Origin of the sequence: Flavobacterium channae, from assembly GCF_021172165.1 — a bacterium.
Taxonomy (GTDB): Bacteria; Bacteroidota; Bacteroidia; order Flavobacteriales; family Flavobacteriaceae; genus Flavobacterium; species Flavobacterium channae.
In genome coordinates this window covers 1292574-1311546 of record NZ_CP089096.1, presented here as the reverse complement: position 1 = coordinate 1311546, position 18973 = coordinate 1292574, and the positions used below count along the sequence as shown (strand labels likewise).

16 protein-coding genes are annotated in these 18973 nt (G+C 36.3%); 8 read left to right on the top strand and 8 right to left on the bottom strand.

Annotated features, from left to right (window positions below; genetic code table 11):
* Nucleotides 1-2: 2 nt before the first annotated feature.
* Together ppk1 and LOS89_RS05960 are read right to left on the bottom strand one after the other, a co-directional pair.
* A complete protein-coding gene (gene ppk1 / locus LOS89_RS05965; RefSeq protein ID WP_231836913.1) occupies nucleotides 3-2090 on the bottom strand; it encodes a polyphosphate kinase 1 in 2088 nt (695 codons plus the stop codon).
* Nucleotides 2083-2574, bottom strand: a complete 492-nt coding sequence (locus LOS89_RS05960; protein ID WP_231836912.1) for a SixA phosphatase family protein — start codon at nucleotides 2572-2574, stop codon at nucleotides 2083-2085. The genes ppk1 and LOS89_RS05960 overlap by 8 nt, the downstream gene beginning before the upstream one ends.
* Nucleotides 2575-2841: 267 nt before the next feature.
* On the opposite strand from LOS89_RS05960, the gene LOS89_RS05955 reads away from it, so the two are divergent.
* Entirely contained in the window at nucleotides 2842-3273 is a 432-nt protein-coding gene (locus tag LOS89_RS05955) for a hypothetical protein (protein ID WP_231836911.1), read from the top strand.
* Nucleotides 3274-3301: 28 nt separating this feature from the next.
* Here LOS89_RS05955 and LOS89_RS05950 read toward each other — a convergent pair.
* From LOS89_RS05950 to LOS89_RS05930, 5 genes are all read right to left on the bottom strand, one after another.
* Nucleotides 3302-4686, bottom strand: a protein-coding gene (locus LOS89_RS05950) for an IS3 family transposase (protein ID WP_374107722.1) whose coding sequence is annotated in 2 segments (ribosomal slippage) — nucleotides 3302-4371 and nucleotides 4371-4686 — 1386 coding nt in all. Because the reading frame shifts where the segments join, the coding sequence is not laid out codon by codon here.
* Between the two features lie 47 nt (nucleotides 4687-4733).
* A complete protein-coding gene (locus LOS89_RS05945; protein WP_231836910.1) occupies nucleotides 4734-5339 on the bottom strand; it encodes a ferredoxin reductase domain-containing protein in 606 nt (201 codons plus the stop codon).
* Nucleotides 5340-5482: 143 nt separating this feature from the next.
* Nucleotides 5483-6910 carry a TolC family protein gene (locus LOS89_RS05940; protein ID WP_231836909.1) on the bottom strand — a complete coding sequence of 476 codons (1428 nt, stop codon included), beginning with the start codon at nucleotides 6908-6910 and terminating at the stop codon, nucleotides 5483-5485.
* 17 nt (nucleotides 6911-6927) lie between these two features.
* Nucleotides 6928-10071, bottom strand: a complete 3144-nt coding sequence (locus tag LOS89_RS05935; protein WP_231836908.1) for an efflux RND transporter permease subunit — start codon at nucleotides 10069-10071, stop codon at nucleotides 6928-6930.
* Between the two features lie 24 nt (nucleotides 10072-10095).
* Nucleotides 10096-11289 carry an efflux RND transporter periplasmic adaptor subunit gene (locus tag LOS89_RS05930; RefSeq protein ID WP_231836907.1) on the bottom strand — a complete coding sequence of 398 codons (1194 nt, stop codon included), beginning with the start codon at nucleotides 11287-11289 and terminating at the stop codon, nucleotides 10096-10098.
* 475 nt (nucleotides 11290-11764) lie between these two features.
* Here LOS89_RS05930 and LOS89_RS05925 point away from each other — a divergent pair, with 475 nt between their 5' ends.
* From LOS89_RS05925 to LOS89_RS05900, 6 genes are all read left to right on the top strand, one after another.
* Nucleotides 11765-12319, top strand: coding sequence for an azurin (locus LOS89_RS05925; protein ID WP_195157618.1), 555 nt, complete (start codon nucleotides 11765-11767; stop codon nucleotides 12317-12319).
* Between the two features lie 95 nt (nucleotides 12320-12414).
* Complete coding sequence (locus LOS89_RS05920) at nucleotides 12415-12981, top strand: TetR/AcrR family transcriptional regulator (RefSeq protein ID WP_231836906.1); 567 nt, start codon at nucleotides 12415-12417, stop codon at nucleotides 12979-12981.
* Nucleotides 12978-13307, top strand: a complete 330-nt coding sequence (locus tag LOS89_RS05915; protein WP_195157620.1) for a DMT family transporter — start codon at nucleotides 12978-12980, stop codon at nucleotides 13305-13307. The genes LOS89_RS05920 and LOS89_RS05915 overlap by 4 nt, the downstream gene beginning before the upstream one ends.
* 18 nt (nucleotides 13308-13325) lie before the next feature.
* The gene (locus LOS89_RS05910; protein ID WP_195157621.1) at nucleotides 13326-13754 is read left to right on the top strand and encodes a hypothetical protein; all 429 of its coding nucleotides are present in this window, start codon (nucleotides 13326-13328) and stop codon (nucleotides 13752-13754) included.
* Nucleotides 13755-13768: 14 nt separating this feature from the next.
* The gene (locus LOS89_RS05905) at nucleotides 13769-14356 is read left to right on the top strand and encodes a pentapeptide repeat-containing protein (RefSeq protein ID WP_195157622.1); all 588 of its coding nucleotides are present in this window, start codon (nucleotides 13769-13771) and stop codon (nucleotides 14354-14356) included.
* 128 nt (nucleotides 14357-14484) lie between these two features.
* Nucleotides 14485-15276 carry an RteC domain-containing protein gene (locus LOS89_RS05900; protein WP_231836905.1) on the top strand — a complete coding sequence of 264 codons (792 nt, stop codon included), beginning with the start codon at nucleotides 14485-14487 and terminating at the stop codon, nucleotides 15274-15276.
* A gap of 28 nt (nucleotides 15277-15304) precedes the next feature.
* On the opposite strand, the gene LOS89_RS05895 is transcribed toward LOS89_RS05900, so the two are convergent.
* Nucleotides 15305-16689, bottom strand: a protein-coding gene (locus tag LOS89_RS05895) for an IS3 family transposase (RefSeq protein ID WP_370515718.1) whose coding sequence is annotated in 2 segments (ribosomal slippage) — nucleotides 15305-16374 and nucleotides 16374-16689 — 1386 coding nt in all. Because the reading frame shifts where the segments join, the coding sequence is not laid out codon by codon here.
* A 100-nt stretch (nucleotides 16690-16789) separates the two neighbouring features.
* Here LOS89_RS05895 and LOS89_RS05890 point away from each other — a divergent pair.
* A complete protein-coding gene (locus LOS89_RS05890; RefSeq protein WP_231836904.1) occupies nucleotides 16790-18973 on the top strand; it encodes a T9SS type B sorting domain-containing protein in 2184 nt (727 codons plus the stop codon).

The window sequence follows — 18973 nt, the reverse complement described above, 5'->3', positions numbered from 1 at the left end:
AATTATTGCACATCTTCGGCAATTACTTCTAACTTATTTTGATAATAATTGTACATTTCTTGTTGTGCTCTAAATGGTTTTTCATCACCTTTCTTTCTGTATTGATTTCTTAAATCGGCAGAATGAATTCGGGCTTTTACATTGGCACGCCAACCTATTTCGAATGTTTCAATTAATTCATTTTTGATTTCCTGATCATATATTGGACAAGTAACTTCTACCCTTGCATCTAAATTTCGCGTCATAAAATCGGCTGAAGAAATATACACTTCTGGATCGCCAGCATTTCCGAAAATATAAATACGAGAATGCTCTAAATAGTTATCTACTATACTAATAGCTTCGATATTTTCACTTAATCCTTTAACTCCAGGAATTAAACAACAGATTCCTCTAATAATCAATTGAATCTTCACTCCTGCATTACTTGCTTCGTACAATTTATCCGTCATTTTAAAATCGGATATACTATTCATCTTTAATTTGATGTAAGCTTCTTTGCCCGAAAGTGCGTTTAAAATTTCTCTATCGATTAATTTATTAAAACGACTTCTTGTATAATGTGGCGAAACAATTAAATGCTTGTATCGGTGCACGCGATAATTTACATCGAAGAAATCGAAAATCTTAGCAGCGTCTTTTAAAATTTCAACATTGCTTGTGAAAAGCGTTACATCTGTATAAACTTTTGCCGAATTTTCATTGAAATTTCCAGTTGAGATAAATCCGTAGCGTTTAACTCTTCCTTCTTCAATTCGTTCGATTACACATATTTTGCTGTGAACTTTTAAACCTTTTACTCCAAAAATCAATTCGATACCTTCGGTTTGCATTTGTTCTGAATACGAAATGTTACTTTCTTCATCAAAACGTGCTTGTAATTCAATTTGAACGGTTACTTTTTTACCGTTTTTAGCAGCATTTATTAGCGAACTTACAATTTGTGAATTCTTTGCTAATCGGTACAATGTAATTTTAATTGAAGCTACTTTTGGATCAAGAGCGGCTTCACGTAAAAATTTAATGATATAGGAAAAAGACTGATATGGCGCATAAAGCAGATAATCTTTCTTTTTAATTCTTTCTAAAATACTTCCTTCTAAAGATAAACCTGGTACGGGTAATGGTAAATTTTCTCTGTACAACAAATCGTAACGACCCAAATTTGGGAAGTTCATATAATCTCTACGATTGTGATATCTTCCTCCAGGAATAATACTATCTGAACTTAAAATATTCATTCCTTTTAGGAAAAATTCTAAAGTATCTTTTCCTATCGCTTGATCGTAAACAAAACGTACTGGCTCACCTACTCTACGTTCTTTAACTGAGTTTGAAATTTTTTCCATCAAACTCTTACTCAAATCACTATCAAATTCCAACTGAGCATCACGAGTAATTTTAATCATGTGAGCCGAAATGTTTTCGTAATCGAATATATTAAAGATACTTGCCAAATTTAATCGGATAACATCATCTAAAAGTATGATATATTGCTTTTCAGAATTTGAAGGTAAAACTACGAATCTGTTGATAGTATGCGGAATTTCGATAACGGCATAACGTATTTCTTTATTTGTAGCATCAGCCGAACGCATGGTTAACTTAATAGCTAAATAACCAGAAGTATCTTTTAAAAGCGGAAACTCCTCTAGGTCATTTAACATGATAGTTACAACGGCCGGGCTTACTTTTTGAATAAAAAAATCGTGAATAAAAGTTTCCTGTTCTTTAGTAACTTGCTTTTCGTTGATAATGAAAATGTTTTCTTTTTCAAGTTTTTTTTCAATTTCACTCAAAATACGTAAACTTTCAGATTGATGCTCAATTACAATATCTGTTATTTCTTTTAACAATTGCTCGGCAGGAACACCAAGAATCTTTTCAGTTTCTGATGTTTCTAGACTCATTCTACGAATTGCGGCATATCGAACTCTGAAAAACTCATCTAAGTTATTGGAAAAAATTCCAAGAAAACGAAATCTATCTAATAAAGGTACACTCTCATCATTTGCTTCTTGAAGCACTCTGGCATTGAATGTTAACCAGCTTTTTTCTCGATCGATATAGTTATTTGATATATTATTCATTTTTAAAATGGCTTGGAAATAATGTTGCTATGGTTTTACCTTTCGATAAATCATTCCAATCATTTGTATCAAATTGCAAAGCAACAACACCCGATGTAGGAACATTATCAATATAAAGGTCTCCAAATTTATTAACAAATTTTGTAATAGCTTCATTATGTCCAAAAAGAATTAGACTATCATATGAATTTTCACATTTTTTTATATTTTTTTCTAAGCTCTTAGCATCAAAAGTATATAAATCTTCTGAAAAATGGATAGTTTCAAGCGGAATAGAAAGGTATTGAGAAAATATAAAAGCTGTTTCTTGAGTCCTTTTTGCTTTACTACTCCATACAATATAAGATGGTGGTAAAATTTCAGGAGTTTTTGCAGCAATTAAATGCGCATCTTTAACTCCGCGCTTGGAGATTGATCTTTCAATATCTTGAACTGGTGCGTCCCAACTTGACTTTGAATGTCTAATAAGTATTAAATTTTTCATAGTTATTAGTTTAGAAAATTAAATTACTCATTTTTTTTGAATTAGAAGTTAAAGCTTTTGCTATTTTTAAGTTAGTTAGTAGATTTTTTTAAACACTTTATCGAAAACACTGATCTAATTGTATCTAACTATTAGTTTTTGAGTAATTTAGCATTGTTATAATAATCCATTCCCCCTATTTTCTTATTAAACTTAACTTCATTTTCATCCCCTAAACCCAACCTTAAAATCAACTTACTGTAATTATTAATTTTAAAAATTATTATTATGGAAAGTTTGTCAAAAATTGAAATTAGAACATTATTTCTATGCTCTATTTTCTTAATGTGTTCTACAATAAAAATAAGAGCCCAGCAAATTTATAATTGTAATGATGTTTTATTTGAATCAAATCAAGAACTTAAGAATACACTTTCTGCAGTTTTAAATTCAACAGACTTAGTTCAACTAGAATCCAATCAATTTTCAAGAAATTCTAATAATTCTAATGGAGGAACCATTTTAGATATTCGTTACGAAAATTTGAATATGATAAATCAATTAAATGCTTTAGAAATATCAAATTTAAAATATTGTATACTTAGAATAAGAAACAATATTGCTCCAATTGATTTAGTTGCTTTGAATACTTTGATAAATTTAGAATTACTTCATGTAATTATTGAGACAGATTACCAAAGTTGTACGTCTTCAAACTAAAGTGGACTTTTCCTAAGAGAGTATTTAGTTAATAATTCAAAGATAAATGTTTTTTTTGATTTGTTGTTAATTTTAATTTTTGGTACTCATTTCTTCGGCCAATAATAGCCATTTTCTTTAATCGTTCACGTTCTTTTAAAATCATTTCACCTCTTCCAAAATAGACATCTGCTGGGGTTAAGTTGTTTAATGATTCATGATAGCGTTCATTGTTATAGCGATAAACAAACTTTTCTAAAGCAGCTTCTAATTCTTCGGGAGCAAAGTAATTATCAAGTTTTACAACATTTTTCATGGTTCTGTGATAGCGTTCAATTTTTCCTTGTGTTTGTGGATGATTGGGTCTTCCATGTACTTGTTGCATTTGATAATTGTCTTTTAAATACGATTTTAATTCGTTTGCAATGTAGCACGAACCATTGTCGGACAAGAGTTTTGGTTTTTGTTTAGTTATCAATTTTGCTTTCTTAATGGCTGTATCAACAGTTCTTTTTACATCATCGGCTTTCATGTTTGAGCAAAGTTCCCAGTGTACAATGTATCGGCTGTAATCGTCCAAAACCGTACTCAAGTAATACCAACCCCAACCCAATATTTTAAAATAGGTAAAATCCGTTTGCCACATTTGATGAACAAAGCCTGTTTTGTCTGTAAATTCATTACCTGCACTCAGAAAAATATGAGCTGGAGCTGTAATTAAACCTCTTGACTTTAAAATCCGATAAACACTTGATTCTGATAGGAATATCTGTTGTTCATCAGTGATTTTATAGGCTAATTCTCGAGAAGACAAATCAGGATAATCTAAAGCTAATTTTACAACCAAATTCTTCTGCTCTTGTGGAATGCTATTCCATTGCCTGTTTGCTGCTCTTTTGGTTGGAAGCAATCCTTCAACACCATTTTCGCTGTAAGCATGATACCAATTGTAAAACGTACTTTTATTGATTCCAATCTCCCGAAGTGTTCGATTTACGCCAATTTCTGAACGAGTAACCATGTGAATGATTTCTTGTTTTTCGGATACTGTAAGTCGCATATATTTCTTAAACTTTTCAGTTAATCCAGCATGTCCAAGCTTTTTTTTACAATATCGTAGCGTAAAACTAAATCGGCAATCATTACTTTTAAAGACTGATTTTCTTTCTTGAGCTCTGATACTTCATCACTCGTAGCTTCTCTTGTTACATCGCCTGCTAAACGCTTTTTACCTGCTTCCAAAAATTCTTTGTTCCACTTATAAAACTGAGATTCATTAATGGAATACTTACGACACAATTCTGCAACTGACATTTCTGCTCGTAAAGCTTCCATAACAATCTGAATTTTCTGTTCGGAACTAAAGATTCTTCGTGTATTTCTACGAATGTCTTTGATGAAATTCTCTGCTGTTTTTTTCTTAGGTGTTTTCATACTATTTCAAAGTTAATAATTTTTGAAAACACTCTCTTAGTTTTGAACTAAATCAGTCCACTTTTTGCTGACGATTTACATTTGTTAAACTGTTTTGAACCGACAACGTAATACACATTTTCTTTGTTTTCCAGCGTTTTATCAATACCCTCATACAAGGCGTTGCGTGATGTTACCAGCACATTTTTAATTTTGTTTGCCGGCAATCCGTTAAGCTCATCCTGATATACAAATTTTCCGCTACGTTCAATATTGATGTTCGTAATGGTGGTTTCCGAATACCTGTCTAACAGTTCTATGATAAAAGGGCGAAAGGTGGCAATGCCTTCGCCCATACTGATAAAAACAACAGGCGTATTTGTTTCGGGTAGTTTGATATGGCTTCCGAAGAAAAATACCCTAATCTTATCACCAGCCTGTAATTTTCCTAACGCTTGCTTAAAATCGGAAGCATTGCTCCTGATGCGGGTTGTAAACCCAATGTAGTTTTCATTAGGGTGGCTCATAATCGAAATTTCCCTTACGAGATTGCCCTTAAAAGGTTTATCGCCCGTTAAATCTGATGCTAAAAAATGGTCATAAGCTCCCAATTTCCACTTGATATTTTCGGGAACAGCAAATTTGAAAGTAAACGTTTCGGGTACTTCTTCCACGATTTGCGTTACTTCTATGAGTGTTGATATTTTCTTTAATAGGAATTTGAACATAATTTCATCAATTTTATAATTTTGAGGTTTTCGCCTAAAACCTCATAGGATTTACAATTCCTATGAGGTTAAAAAATATATCTCAACAACTACTGCCATCCTCCGCCCAGCGAACGGTATAGCGTGGTTATTGCATTCAATCGTTGCGTTTTGATAGAAGCCAAATCCAACTCTATCTGCAACTTGTTGGTTTGTGCTACGATAACTTCCAGATAGGTTGCTTCATTGTACTTATAAAGCGTCAGGGAATTATTGACAACAGTTTCTGCCTGTTTTACCAAATTTTCCGCAATGGCTTGTTGTTCCTCTAATTTTTCAATCTGCACCAAAGCGTCAGACACTTCGCCCACAGCTTTAAGCACAGAATGTTTAAAATTCAATTCTGCTTGTTCCGAGCTTATCTTGGATTGTTCGTATCTGGTCTTTAGTTGTTTTCCGTTCAAAATCGGCTGTACAATTGTACCGCCAACTAATCCGAACAGAGAACCTGGTATATTAAACCAATTACTTGATTTGAAAGTATTCAAACCGCCTTGTGCCGTTATATTCAAGGCAGGGTACATACTCACTTTGGCAACGTGTATAGCAGAAATGCTTTTCCTGAAATCCAGCTCACTGCTTTTTACATCCGGTCTGAACGCCAACATTTGCGATGGTATTCCGGTAGCTAAGTCTTCAGGTTTCTGCACATCATCAAGCGAAGATTGCCTTTCGATTTTGTCCGGCATCGTTCCAGTAAGAATACTCAATGCGTTTTCCTGCGTGTTGATGGAACTTTCAATAACAGGAATACTTTTAAATATCTGGTCTTTTGTTATTTCCTGTTGTTGTACGGCAAGTGAAGTAATCATTCCCAATTCGTACTGCTTTTTCAGGATAACAAGTGTACTATCGGCAAACGATAAATTGGCTTGGCTGATTTCCAATTGCTTGTCCAGCATCAACAGATTGTAATACCCTTGTACTACTTCAGAAACCAACCTTGTCTTTACGGCTTTTGCGGCTTCCTGTGTCTGAAGATAATCGGTAAGGGCTTGTTCTTTTTGCCCTTTGATTTTTCCCCAAATGTCGGCTTCCCACGAAAGGTTGACGGATGTAGAATAATCTTCGGTATATTTCAGTACGAATTGACTCATTTGAAGTCCGACAATACTGTTACTCGATGGTCGATTAATTGTAGCTCCGGCTATTGTCGCATCAATTTTTGGGGCGTACGCCCATTTTGATTGCCTGTACCCAAGTGATGCAAATTCAATCTGTTTTAAAGCCACCTGTAAATCGTAGTTTTTTTCCATTGACTTATCAATGAGATTGACAAGTACAGGATCTTTAAAAAAATCCTTATAGCTTAATTGGGCAATATTATTTGTGCTGTCTGCCGCCACTTCGCTGTTTCTAAATGTTTCGGGAAGTTGCAAGGCTGGCTGTTGGTATTTCTGCACGGAACAAGAGGTTATAATGCCCGATGCAAAAAATACTCCAGCTATGGTATATGTTATATTCTTAATTGAAGTCATTTTAAAATTATTTTGAATTAAAACTCCCAATCGGCATCGGTTACAGTTTTCCCACTGATTTTTTCGTGCAGATGTTGGAACACCACAAACAAAACAGGTGTGATGAAAATACCCAGTATTGTTCCGAACAACATTCCAAAAATTGCGGCATAGCCGATGGAATGGTTACCCATTGCAGACGGACCGACCACGAAAATCAACGGAATTAATCCCGTAATGAACGCCAAAGAGGTCATCAGGATAGGGCGTAAACGGGCTTTTGCTCCCTCAACGGCAGAAGCTACCAAACTCTTACCGGCGTGGCGGCGTTGTACGGCAAATTCCACGATAAGGATACCATTCTTAGCGAGCAACCCGATGAGCATTACCATTGCAATCTGTACATAGATGTTATTGGAAATCTGTGCAAAGGTTATCCCCACGAAAACACCCGAAAGACCAACCGGAATGGCGATAAGCACCGCAAAAGGAAGAACATAGCTTTCGTATTGTGCAGACAATAAGAAAAATACGAACACAATACACAAGCCGAATATCACAGTCGATTGTGAACTCGATGTACTTTCCTCACGGCTCATACCTTTGTAATCATAAGTATAGCCCGGGGGCAATACCTGTTTGCTCACTTCCTGTATAGCGGTCATTGCCTGTCCTGTACTGAAACCCGGTGCAGGCATTACGGTAAGGTTGGAAGCATTAAAGAGGTTGAACCTGTCCACAACTTCCGCACCCGTAATCGGTTTTAGCGTTACCAATGTATTGATGGGAACCATTTCTCCGGTAGCATTCTTTACGAAAACACCGTTCAACGAACTTTCATCCTTACGGGTTTCAGGAGTAGCCTGTACCAATACTCGGTAATATTTACCGAAACGGTTAAAGTCAGAAGCCTGGAAACTTCCGTAATAACCCTGTAACGTCGCCATAATATCCGATACTTCAACACCCAACTGGGCTGCTTTTCCCTCATCTACCGATATTTCATATTGAGGGAAAGAAACGTCAAAGGTTGTATAGGAAACCGCAATTTCAGGACGTTGCATCAATGCACCCATCATCGCATACGAAGTATTACCCAACTGTTGCAGTTCGCCATTGGTGCGGTCTTGCAACACGAGTTCCATACCACTTGTATTACTGAAACCATCTACGGTTGGCGTATTCAGCACAAGGAAATTGGCACGTTTGTCCTGCGACAGAATGCCCATCAACTGACCGATAACGTCGTCAATCTTATTCACTTCGCCACGTTCTTCCGGTTTTTTCAGTGTAACGAAAAGCGTTCCCGAAGAAGAGGACATCGCACCAGTGAACAGGTTCAATCCCTCTACCGACATAGCTTTATCCACTGCGGGGTGGTTGATTAAGATTTTTTCAACATCAGCAATTACTTCTCCTGTACGATGTTTGGAAGCACCGGGTGTAAGGTCTATTTTTACAATGATGAAACTCTGGTCTTCATCGGGAATAAATCCTTTAGGTGTTGTCATTGATAAATAGATAAACAACCCTCCAAAGATGGCTATTCCGGCAAAGGCAACCCATCTTTTCTTTATCAGGAATAGTATTGATTTTCCATAGCGGAACGTCAGCTTGTTGAATGCAACATTAAATCCTGCAAAAAAGCGTTCCTTGAAATTCAGTTTCTTTCCGTCTTTTCCGTGGTGCAGGTCTTTCAGGAACAAGGCACACAGAGCAGGGCTTAATGTCAAGGCATTTACCGCCGAAATAACAATAGCGATTGCCAAAGTCAGGGCGAATTGCTGATAGAACAATCCCGTTGAGCCTTTCATAAAGGCAACCGGAACGAACACCGCCGACATTACCAATGTAATGGAAACAATCGCACCCGAAATTTCGTGCATCGCTGAAAGCGTTGCTGCTCTTGGGCTTAATCCCTTGTGTTCCATCTTGGCGTGGACGGCTTCGACCACCACAATGGCATCATCCACCACGATACCGATTGCCAGCACCAGAGCAAAGAGGGTTAAGATATTTATCGAAAACCCAAACAGGCTCATAAAGAAGAACGTACCGATAATGGAAACTGGAACGGCAATGGCAGGGATAAGCGTAGAACGGAAATCCTGCAAGAAGATATACACCACAATGAACACCAAGATAAAGGCTTCAATCAGGGTTTTAATTACCTGGCTGATAGATTGGTCTAAGGCATCTTTTGTCGCATACGGAATATTGTATTCCATTTTATTAGGGAACGATTTAGATAACTCCGCCATTCGTTCCTGTACCGCAATCTGCACTTCATTAGCGTTGGAACCTGCCATCTGGAAGATAGCCATTGTTACCGCTTGCTTACCATTGGATTTGTTGGTAACAGCATAGCTGTATGCTCCAAATTCAACTTTTGCTACGTCTTTCAACCGTAGGATAGAACCGTCATTGGTAGCTTTTATCACAATGTTTTCGTATTGCTCAGGTTCGGTAAACTTACCCTTGTAACGCATTATGTATTCTTTGGCTTCTTCGGTTCTTTCCCCGAAACGACCGGGTGCGGCTTCTAAGTTTTGCGATTGGATAGCCCTTGAAACTTCGGCTGGCGTAATGTTGTACGCATTGAGTTTTACGGGGTCGAGCCATACACGCATTGAGTAATCTTTGTTACCGTAAGCTATCGCATCACCCACACCCTTTATACGTTTGAGTTCTGGAAGAACGTTGATTTTGGCATAATTCTCCAAAAACAAATCGTCCATTGAACCGTCTTGGCTGGATATTGTAACCAACGCTATCATACTGTTCTGACGTTTCAGCGTAGTAATACCTGCCTGCACTACTTCGGCAGGAAGCTGGTTGGTTACCTGTGCCACACGGTTCTGCACGTTGATGGCGGCTTGGTCGGGGTCGGTTCCTAATTTGAAGATAACAGTAATCTGTAATGTACCGTCGTTACTCGCAACGGACGTGATGTAGTCCATATTCTCCACACCGTTTATCGCATTTTCCAATGGCGGTGCTACCGAACGGGCTATCGCTTCGGCGTTAGCTCCTGGATATACTGCATTGACCATAACCGTAGGCGGTGCAATATCGGGAAACTTTGTAATCGGCAAATTGAGCATTCCTACAATCCCCAAGATGACCAATATAACGGATATGACCGTAGCAAGTACAGGTCTTTTTATGATTGTTTTTAGCATAATGATTTTTCTTCGTTTTTTGGATTACTTGTTAGGATTTGCATTTGCCTTTTGTGCTACAACAGGTGCTCCTGCCTGCAAACGGTCAAAACCGCTCACAATGTATTTATCACCAGGGTTGATACCTTTTGAAACGATATAGTTATTGCCCGATTTTCCTGATACTTCAATCGGTAGTTGGATAGCCTTGCTATCTTTATCTACAGAAAAAATAAAAATCTTGTCCTGTATCATTATTGTTGAAGCGATAGGGAGCAATGTAGCATTGGCATATCTCTGCACGATGGAAATTTTACCCGTGTTGCCACTTCGTAAAAGCAATTTAGGGTTATTGAACCTTGCCCTTAATGTAATAGAGCCTGTATTCTGGTTGAACTGTCCCTCAACAGCATCTATTTTTCCGGGTAGTTCATATTGGTTTCCGCTCGACGTGATAAGGTTTACCGCTGGTGCATTTTCAACTTTTCCTCCGTATTCCTGCTGAAAACCTGAAAAGTCATTTTCGCTCATACTGAAATACACGTTTACCTGGCGTATATCAGATAAAAGCGTTAAGGGCGTAGTATTAGTAGGGGAAATCAAACTTCCTAAACGGTAATTGAAGCGTCCTACATAACCACTTACAGGTGCTTTAATGGTACAAAAATTAAGATTGATTTTTGCGGATTCCAACTGTGAAGATGCTTGCGAAACAGCACCTCTTGACGCATTATAAGCTGCTTCAGCCTGTTGAACCTGCAAATCGGATACGACCTTGCTTTTTACAAGTTCCTTTTTTCTGTTCAGCTCAATTTGGGCATTGGCAAGATTGGCTTGTGCTGTAATCAATGAAGCCTGTGCAGAGCGTAATTGCTCAGCATAAGTTTTATCCTCTATTTTGAAAAGTGTTTGACCAGCGTTTACATAAGCTCCCTCATCCACATAGATTTTGCTTAGATAGCCTGTAACCTGTGATTGGATTTCTACATTTTGAACACCTTCCACACTGGCGGAATATTCTTTTGGTATAACGGCTTCGCCCTGTTGAACAACTGCTATAGGAAGTTCTGCCGGACCATTGCCCCAGCCGCCGTGATTTTCATTTTTGCCTCCACAGCTCCCTATCAGAAGAAGCGACAGAAGAAGTCCCGATGAACTAAAAAAGGTTACACATTTTTTGACAGATTTATTATAACCTTTAGACCCGTCTAAATAAATTGAACGAATTGATTTTTGCATAATGTATGAAATAATTAATGATTGAAAACAGGAGTAATCGCCGAAAACACATAGCATTCGATAAAGCCACGAAAGTTTCTTAATGAGATAAAAATGTAATGGAGAGAGTTAATACAGGACGAACCAGAAAGGAACGACCATCGCAAACGCAGGTAATTGGAAAGCCCAATTAGCGGACGGGATTTCAGGCGAACAGTTTTCAATAAGGAAAAACAACATCGGCAAAATGCAAAACAGCAGTAATGCACCCAACTCACTGTATTTATTAAGTAAGCCGAATACAAAGCGTGATGTTTCCAGAAAAACTACCTGTCCGATGTACATAAAAATTTGTTCTTTATCGCCTTAATTTGTCAAAAAGACGATGCAAATGTATAATTTTTTTTGAAACAAACCAAATGTTCAGTATTTTTGCAAAAGTTTTTTCTACTTATTTACTAAAAAGTAGACAAGCAACTATCTAATATATTTTAATATGGCAAACCAAGTTAGACAACGGTTAACCGGCAAATATTTGATTGCAGTATCCTGTATTTTTCTCGTGTTATCGGGCTGTAACAACAATACAAAAACTGAAACCGATAATAAAGTAGCAAAGGAGGAAGCTGTAACAGAGCAACCCGTTACACGTGGCGACAATAACGATTTGAAAGTAGCAGAGATACTTTTAATATCAGACGATGCAATGAAATTCGATAAAAAAGAAATCAGGGTTAAAAGCGGTCAAACTGTAAAACTCACGCTGAAACATTCCGGCACAATGCCGAAATCCGCAATGGGACACAACTTTGTCCTTTTAAAAAATAGTATAAATCTTTCCGATTTTGGAAATGCGGCTGCCCAATCCAAAGCACCTGATTATGATATTCCCTCAGAATTGCTCAAAGACGTGATTGCACATACCAAAATGATTGGAGGAGGAGAAACTGATGTTATTGAATTTCCTACACCCGAAAAAGGGACTTATGAATTCCTTTGTTCTTTTCCCGGACATTATGCTATGATGAAAGGAGAATTTATAGTTGAATAATTTTTGCGAAAGCTAAAGGTTGAATATGCGAAGCTATCAAATATTATATTGATAATTTAGCCGGAAATTATACAGAAACGATAAAATAACTATTTATGGATAATAACAGTAGTAACAACGCTTACAACAGGAAAAAAGAACCAGAACTGAACAAACAGCTTATCATTGATGCCGCAACCGAAATAGGAGCAGAAACAGACTGGCATCAAGTAACATTTCAGGCTATTGCCGACAAAACCGGATTGAGCAAAGGTGGTATCATACACCATTTCAGGAACAAGGAAGAACTACTCGATGAATTAATGAGCCAGACCCTTTCCGAACTGACCTATTGGGTGGAATTGCACAAGACAGAAAATGGAGAAAAAGACGGAACTATGGGCTATTTAAAATATGTACTGGAAAAAAAGTCCGATGAAAAATATGCAAAAACAATACGTATCGTTTTGCAGGCAATTATGATTAATCCGAAATACAGAGAGATGTGGCTGGAATGGTATAGCCTCCATATTATGCCCAAAGATAATGAAGAGTTAAGTACCAAGAGCTTAATTATGTTTCTTGTGGCAGATGGATTATGGTATGCTGAAAATATGAGTTCCATACAGTTAAGTGAAACGGAAAAGCAGAAAGTGTTTGAATACCTAATGAAATTGAAATGAAATATCTTTTTTTAGCACTTGCTATAATATCAGAAGTAATCGGTTCCAGCTTTTTGAATGCTTCACAACAATTTACAAAACCAATACCCTCTATCGTAACAGCAGTGTCCTACGGACTATGCTTTTATTTTCTTTCCATTGCATTAAAGTCAATTCCATTAGGAGCGGCTTATGCCATTTGGGGCGGTTTGGGTATCGTTTTGACAACCATCATATCCGTCGTAGTATTCAAACATTCAATTGACCTGCCTGCAATTATAGGGATAACACTTATCGTAGCAGGAGTAGTTGTATTAAATGTCTTCTCAAAATCAATGAGCCATTAAAAAACATATAAACAACGTATGTACACTATTATTAAAAACATTCATTCTTATCTGGCGATAGCTTTATTGTTAATTCTTCTTTTTGCATCTATATACGCTCTGGCATCTTGGGCAAAAGGAAAGGAATATTCCGGAAATAGCAAGAAAATATTATTGGCTGGTCTTGTATCGGCACACTTGCAATTGGTTATAGGCTTTTTGGTTTACTTTATTTCCCCTTTGGGCATATCCAATTTTTCAAAAGAAGTAATGAAAAACAGCATTGGAAGACTTTATGTTCTTGAGCATCCTTTGATGATGCTTATCGGTATTGTATTGATTACCATCGGTTATTCTAAATCGAAAAGAGCAAAGGATGCAACAGTAAAATTCAGGTTTGCGGGAATTTTCTATACTATCGGGCTATTGCTGATTTTAAGCCGTATTCCGTGGCACGTATGGATATAAATAAATTTAGATAAATGGAAGAAACAGTAGTTCATCAAAATAAAACATTTTCAGGCGTTGATTATGCCGAAAAGAAATTAAGGAACAGGGAGTTTGTAAAATGTGAGTTTGTAAGCTGTGATTTTAACAAGAGTGATTTAAGGGAGAATGATTTCGAAGACTGCACATTTAAACAATGCAACTTTTCAATGGCGGATATTGTGGAAACGGGCTTCAGAAATGCAAAATTTATCGGTTGTAAAATGCTTGGCGTGGATTTTACAAGATGCAGCAAGTTCGCATTCTCTTTTTCATTTACCGATTGCCATTTGGATTACAGCAATTTCTTTGGAACAAAGCTAAAAAAGACAACTTTCAAAAACTGTACATTAAAAGATGTAGAGTTTTCCGAAGCTGACCTAACAGCTTCGGAATTTTTGGAGTGCGACCTTACTTTGGCAAGGTTTTCCAATACCAATCTTGAAAAAACTGATTTCAGGACAGCCGTCAATTTTTCGATAGACCCGGATGGAAATAAGATGAAGAAAGCGAAGTTTTCAGTTCTTAACCTTGCAGGGTTACTGTCTAAATATAATTTGGATATTGATTACAATAATCAATAAGTATAAGACCTACTTTAAAAAGTTTTTGATGCAAATCCACACAACTATAAGTTTTACGATAATCAAAAAGTCTATTCTATAAGCTCTCCCCAAATTTAAAATGACTTAACTAATGAATACTTTTGCTGATGATAGAGTACTGTAAAAAGCTGATTGAGAATTTAAATGAAGAAATTGATGATTTGGTTGAAGAATTTGATAATTCTATGCCAATGATTGAACAAGCTATCGTTCTTATATTAAATAGACTATCCGAAATAAAAGATATTGTTGTATCCAAAAAGTTTGACTCTGTGGAAGAAGAGATATACTTCTTCAAAAAGGTCAAACCCGGTATTTTATCTAAATTGATTTATTATAACTCAATATATAAAATTGAATCCAAAAAACCATACGGCGGTAGCAAAGCAATTTCAAAATATCTGAATAATGAAATTTCAAAGATTAAAAAGTATTTCGATAATAATCTTGAATTTTATAGGTATTACAGAACAGATAGCACCTATCTTGACCATAAATATTTTGTTAGAGGAAAGCACGACATCAAATTAAACCTCGATACCTATTATTTTGAATCTGACCATAATTTCACAACATCGCACGATTACAAGGTAGCAAAAATAATTGCGAACGATTTGATACAACTCTATATAGAAAATCAAACCTATAAAAACGAAAACGGCTCAAAGGGAAAAGAAGAGATTAAACCTCTGCTAAAATGGACTGAAAGCAAACGAGCATTGATAGAACTTATTTATGCACTTTATGCTAAAGGAGCATTCAATAATGGGAATACTGATATAAAAGAAATGGCAAAAATTGCTGAATCTATTTTCGACATTGACCTTGGCGACTATTACCATACATTCTTAGAAATACGAAATAGAAAGATTAATCGAACCTGTACGTCTTCAAACTAAAGTGGACTTTTCCTAAGAGAGTATTTAGTTAATAATTCAAAGATAAATGTTTTTTTTGATTTGTTGTTAATTTTAATTTTTGGTACTCATTTCTTCGGCCAATAATAGCCATTTTCTTTAATCGTTCACGTTCTTTTAAAATCATTTCACCTCTTCCAAAATAGACATCTGCTGGGGTTAAGTTGTTTAATGATTCATGATAGCGTTCATTGTTATAGCGATAAACAAACTTTTCTAAAGCAGCTTCTAATTCTTCGGGAGCAAAGTAATTATCAAGTTTTACCACGTTTTTCATAGTTCTGTGATAGCGTTCAATTTTTCCTTGTGTTTGTGGATGATTGGGTCTGCCATGTACTTGTTGCATTTGATAATTGTCTTTTAAATACGTTTTTAATTCGCTTGCAATATAGCACGAACCATTGTCTGACAAGAGTTTTGGTTTTTGTTTAGTTACCAATTTTGCTTTTTTAATGGCAGTATCCACAGTTCTTTTTACATCATCGGCTTTCATGCTTGAGCAAAGTTCCCAATGCACAATGTATCGGCTGTAATCATCTAAAACCGTACTCAAGTAATACCAACCCCAACCCAATATTTTAAAATAGGTAAAATCCGTTTGCCACATTTGATGAACAAAGCCTGTTTTGTCTGTAAATTCATTACCTGCACTCAGAAAAATATGAGCTGGAGCTGTAATTAAACCTCTTGACTTTAAAATCCGATAAACACTTGATTCTGATAGGAATATCTGTTGTTCATCAGTGATTTTATAGGCTAATTCTCGAGAAGACAAATCAGGATAATCTAAAGCTAATTTTACAACCAAATTCTTCTGCTCTTGTGGAATGCTATTCCATTGCCTGTTTGCTGCTCTTTTGGTTGGAAGCAATCCTTCAACACCATTTTCGCTGTAAGCATGATACCAATTGTAAAACGTACTTTTATTGATTCCAATCTCCCGAAGTGTTCGATTTACGCCAATTTCTGAACGAGTAACCATGTGAATGATTTCTTGTTTTTCGGATACTGTAAGTCGCATATATTTCTTAAACTTTTCAGTTAATCCAGCATGTCCAAGCTTTTTTTTACAATATCGTAGCGTAAAACTAAATCGGCAATCATTACTTTTAAAGACTGATTTTCTTTCTTGAGCTCTGATACTTCATCACTCGTAGCTTCTCTTGTTACATCGCCTGCTAAACGCTTTTTACCTGCTTCCAAAAATTCTTTGTTCCACTTATAAAACTGAGATTCATTAATGGAATACTTACGACACAATTCTGCAACTGACATTTCTGCTCGTAAAGCTTCCATAACAATCTGAATTTTTTGTTCAGAACTAAAGATTCTTCGTGTGTTTCTACGAATGTCTTTGATGAAATTCTCTGCTGTTTTTTTCTTGGGTGTTTTCATAATAATTCAAATTTAAGGATTTTGAAAACACTCTCTTAGTTTTGAACTAAATCAGTCCACTTTTTGCTGACGATTTACAGGAGCAACAGGAACTGCTAGTGTGACTTTCACTGCTACTGATGATTGTGGTAACAGTACTTCATCAACTGCTACTTTCACTATTCAAGATACTACTGCTCCTGTTATCAGCATTCAAGCTTCTAACATGACGGTAGAATGTGATGGTAGTGGTAATACTGCTGACTTAAATGCTTGGTTAGCTTCTAATGGTGGTGCTTCGGCTAGCGATGCTTGTTCTTCTGTAACTTGGTCAAACAACTTTAGCTCTCTTTCTGATGCTTGTGGAGCAACTGGAACTGCTAGTGTGACTTTCACTGCTACTGATGATTGTGGAAATAGTACTTCATCAACTGCAACATTTACTATTCAAGATACTACTACGCCAGTTATCAGCATTCAAGCGGCTAACATGACGGTAGAATGTGATGGTAATGGTAATACTGCTGACTTAAATGCTTGGTTAGCTTCTAATGGTGGTAGTGCTGCTAGCGATGCTTGTTCTTCTGTAACTTGGTCAAACAACTTTACTTCACTTTCTGATGCTTGTGGAGCTTCTGGAACTGCTAGTGTGACTTTCACTGCTACTGATGATTGTGGAAATAGTACTTCATCAACTGCAACATTTACTATTCAAGATACTACCGCTCCAGTTATCAGCATTCAAGCTGCTAACATGACGGTAGAATGTGATGGTAATGGAAATACTGACGATCTAAATGCTTGGTTAGCTTCTAACGGTGGTAGTGCTGCTAGCGATGCTTGTTCTTCTGTGACTTGGTCAAATAACTTCAGTTCACTTTCTGATGCTTGTGGAGCTACTGGAACTGCTAGTGTGACTTTCACTGCTACTGATGATTGTGGAAATAGTACTTCATCAACTGCTACATTTACTATTCAAGATACTACTGCTCCGGTTATCAGCATTCAAGCTGCTAACATGACGGTAGAATGTGATGGTAATGGTAATACTGCTGACTTAAATGCTTGGTTAGCTTCTAATGGTGGTGCTTCGGCTAGCGACGCTTGTTCTTCTGTTACTTGGAGTAATTTAGTAGTTAGTTCAATTTCTACAGGATGCCCAAATACTGAGTATACTGCTGAGTTTATAGCCACAGATGAATGCGGAAATTCAACAAGTACAACTGCATCATTTTTTATTCAAGATACTACTACGCCTGTCTTCACAAGTGAATTACCAGCAAACGTAAGTGTTTCTTGTGATAATATTCCAATAGCAGCAAACATGTCAGGAAGTGATAACTGCGATAATGAAGTTTCTATTTCAGTAGTTGATACAATAGATAATGAAAACTCTTCTTGTGAAGGTGAATATATTATCTACAGAACTTGGACTATAACAGATGATTGTAATAACAATACTAGTTATACACAAACCATAACAGTATTTGATAATACACCGCCAGTGTTGACTACTCCTATTAGTTCAGAAATTAATGTTTCTTGTTCAGAAATTCCTGCAGTTCCTCAATTAGGATTTACAGATAACTGTTCAGGTATACATGATGTGGTTTACAATGAAACATCTACAATAGTTTCAATTTATGAATATATAATAATTCGCGAATGGACAGTTTCAGACAACTGTGGTAACGAAGCAAATTTCACACAAACTATAAATGTTCGTGTTGATGAACCTTTCGATGCTATTCCATACGCAATATGTGTTGAAGAAGATCCTATAGATTTATTTACTATATTAGACGATTCAATTCCTACAACAGGTACGTGGAGCGAAGTTACAAGTTCAGGTGGATTATCAGGAAGTATTTTTGATCCATCAAATGTAACTCTAGGATATTACACGCTACAATATGTAGTTGAATTAGAAGATAATTCTTGTCCAATGATTTACGAAGTTTACTTAAATGTAAATGATGATTGTGTTGTATTGGCAGCCTGCGAAATAACAGTTTATAACGCGGTTTCACCTAATAACGACAATTCAAACGACTTCTTCTTTATCGACGGACTTGAATGTTATCCAAATAATACAGTAGAAATTTATAACAGATGGGGAATTTTAGTCTATGACACAACAGGTTATGACAATGGTCTTAAATCATTTAAAGGAGTATCTGAAGGTAGAAGTACCGTTAGTAAAAACGAACTGCTACCTGATGGAACCTATTTTTACATTCTGAAATATACAGATGAAGAAAATAAATCCCATGATAAATCTGGATACTTATACCTTAACCGTTAA

Bases quoted from the DNA above. Each gene is read 5' to 3' on its own strand.
- LOS89_RS05910 (WP_195157621.1), top strand. From the start codon at position 13,326: ATGTACACTATTATTAAAAACATTCATTCTTATCTGGCGATAGCTTTA.
- LOS89_RS05925 (WP_195157618.1), top strand. From the start codon at position 11,765: ATGGCAAACCAAGTTAGACAACGGTTAACCGGCAAATATTTGATTGCA.
- LOS89_RS05930 (WP_231836907.1), bottom strand. From the start codon at position 11,289: ATGCAAAAATCAATTCGTTCAATTTATTTAGACGGGTCTAAAGGTTAT.
- LOS89_RS05920 (WP_231836906.1), top strand. From the start codon at position 12,415: ATGGATAATAACAGTAGTAACAACGCTTACAACAGGAAAAAAGAACCA.
- ppk1 (WP_231836913.1), bottom strand. From the start codon at position 2,090: ATGAATAATATATCAAATAACTATATCGATCGAGAAAAAAGCTGGTTA.
- LOS89_RS05960 (WP_231836912.1), bottom strand. From the start codon at position 2,574: ATGAAAAATTTAATACTTATTAGACATTCAAAGTCAAGTTGGGACGCA.
- LOS89_RS05955 (WP_231836911.1), top strand. From the start codon at position 2,842: ATGGAAAGTTTGTCAAAAATTGAAATTAGAACATTATTTCTATGCTCT.
- LOS89_RS05935 (WP_231836908.1), bottom strand. From the start codon at position 10,071: ATGCTAAAAACAATCATAAAAAGACCTGTACTTGCTACGGTCATATCC.
- LOS89_RS05940 (WP_231836909.1), bottom strand. From the start codon at position 6,910: ATGACTTCAATTAAGAATATAACATATACCATAGCTGGAGTATTTTTT.
- LOS89_RS05915 (WP_195157620.1), top strand. From the start codon at position 12,978: ATGAAATATCTTTTTTTAGCACTTGCTATAATATCAGAAGTAATCGGT.
- LOS89_RS05905 (WP_195157622.1), top strand. From the start codon at position 13,769: ATGGAAGAAACAGTAGTTCATCAAAATAAAACATTTTCAGGCGTTGAT.
- LOS89_RS05900 (WP_231836905.1), top strand. From the start codon at position 14,485: ATGATAGAGTACTGTAAAAAGCTGATTGAGAATTTAAATGAAGAAATT.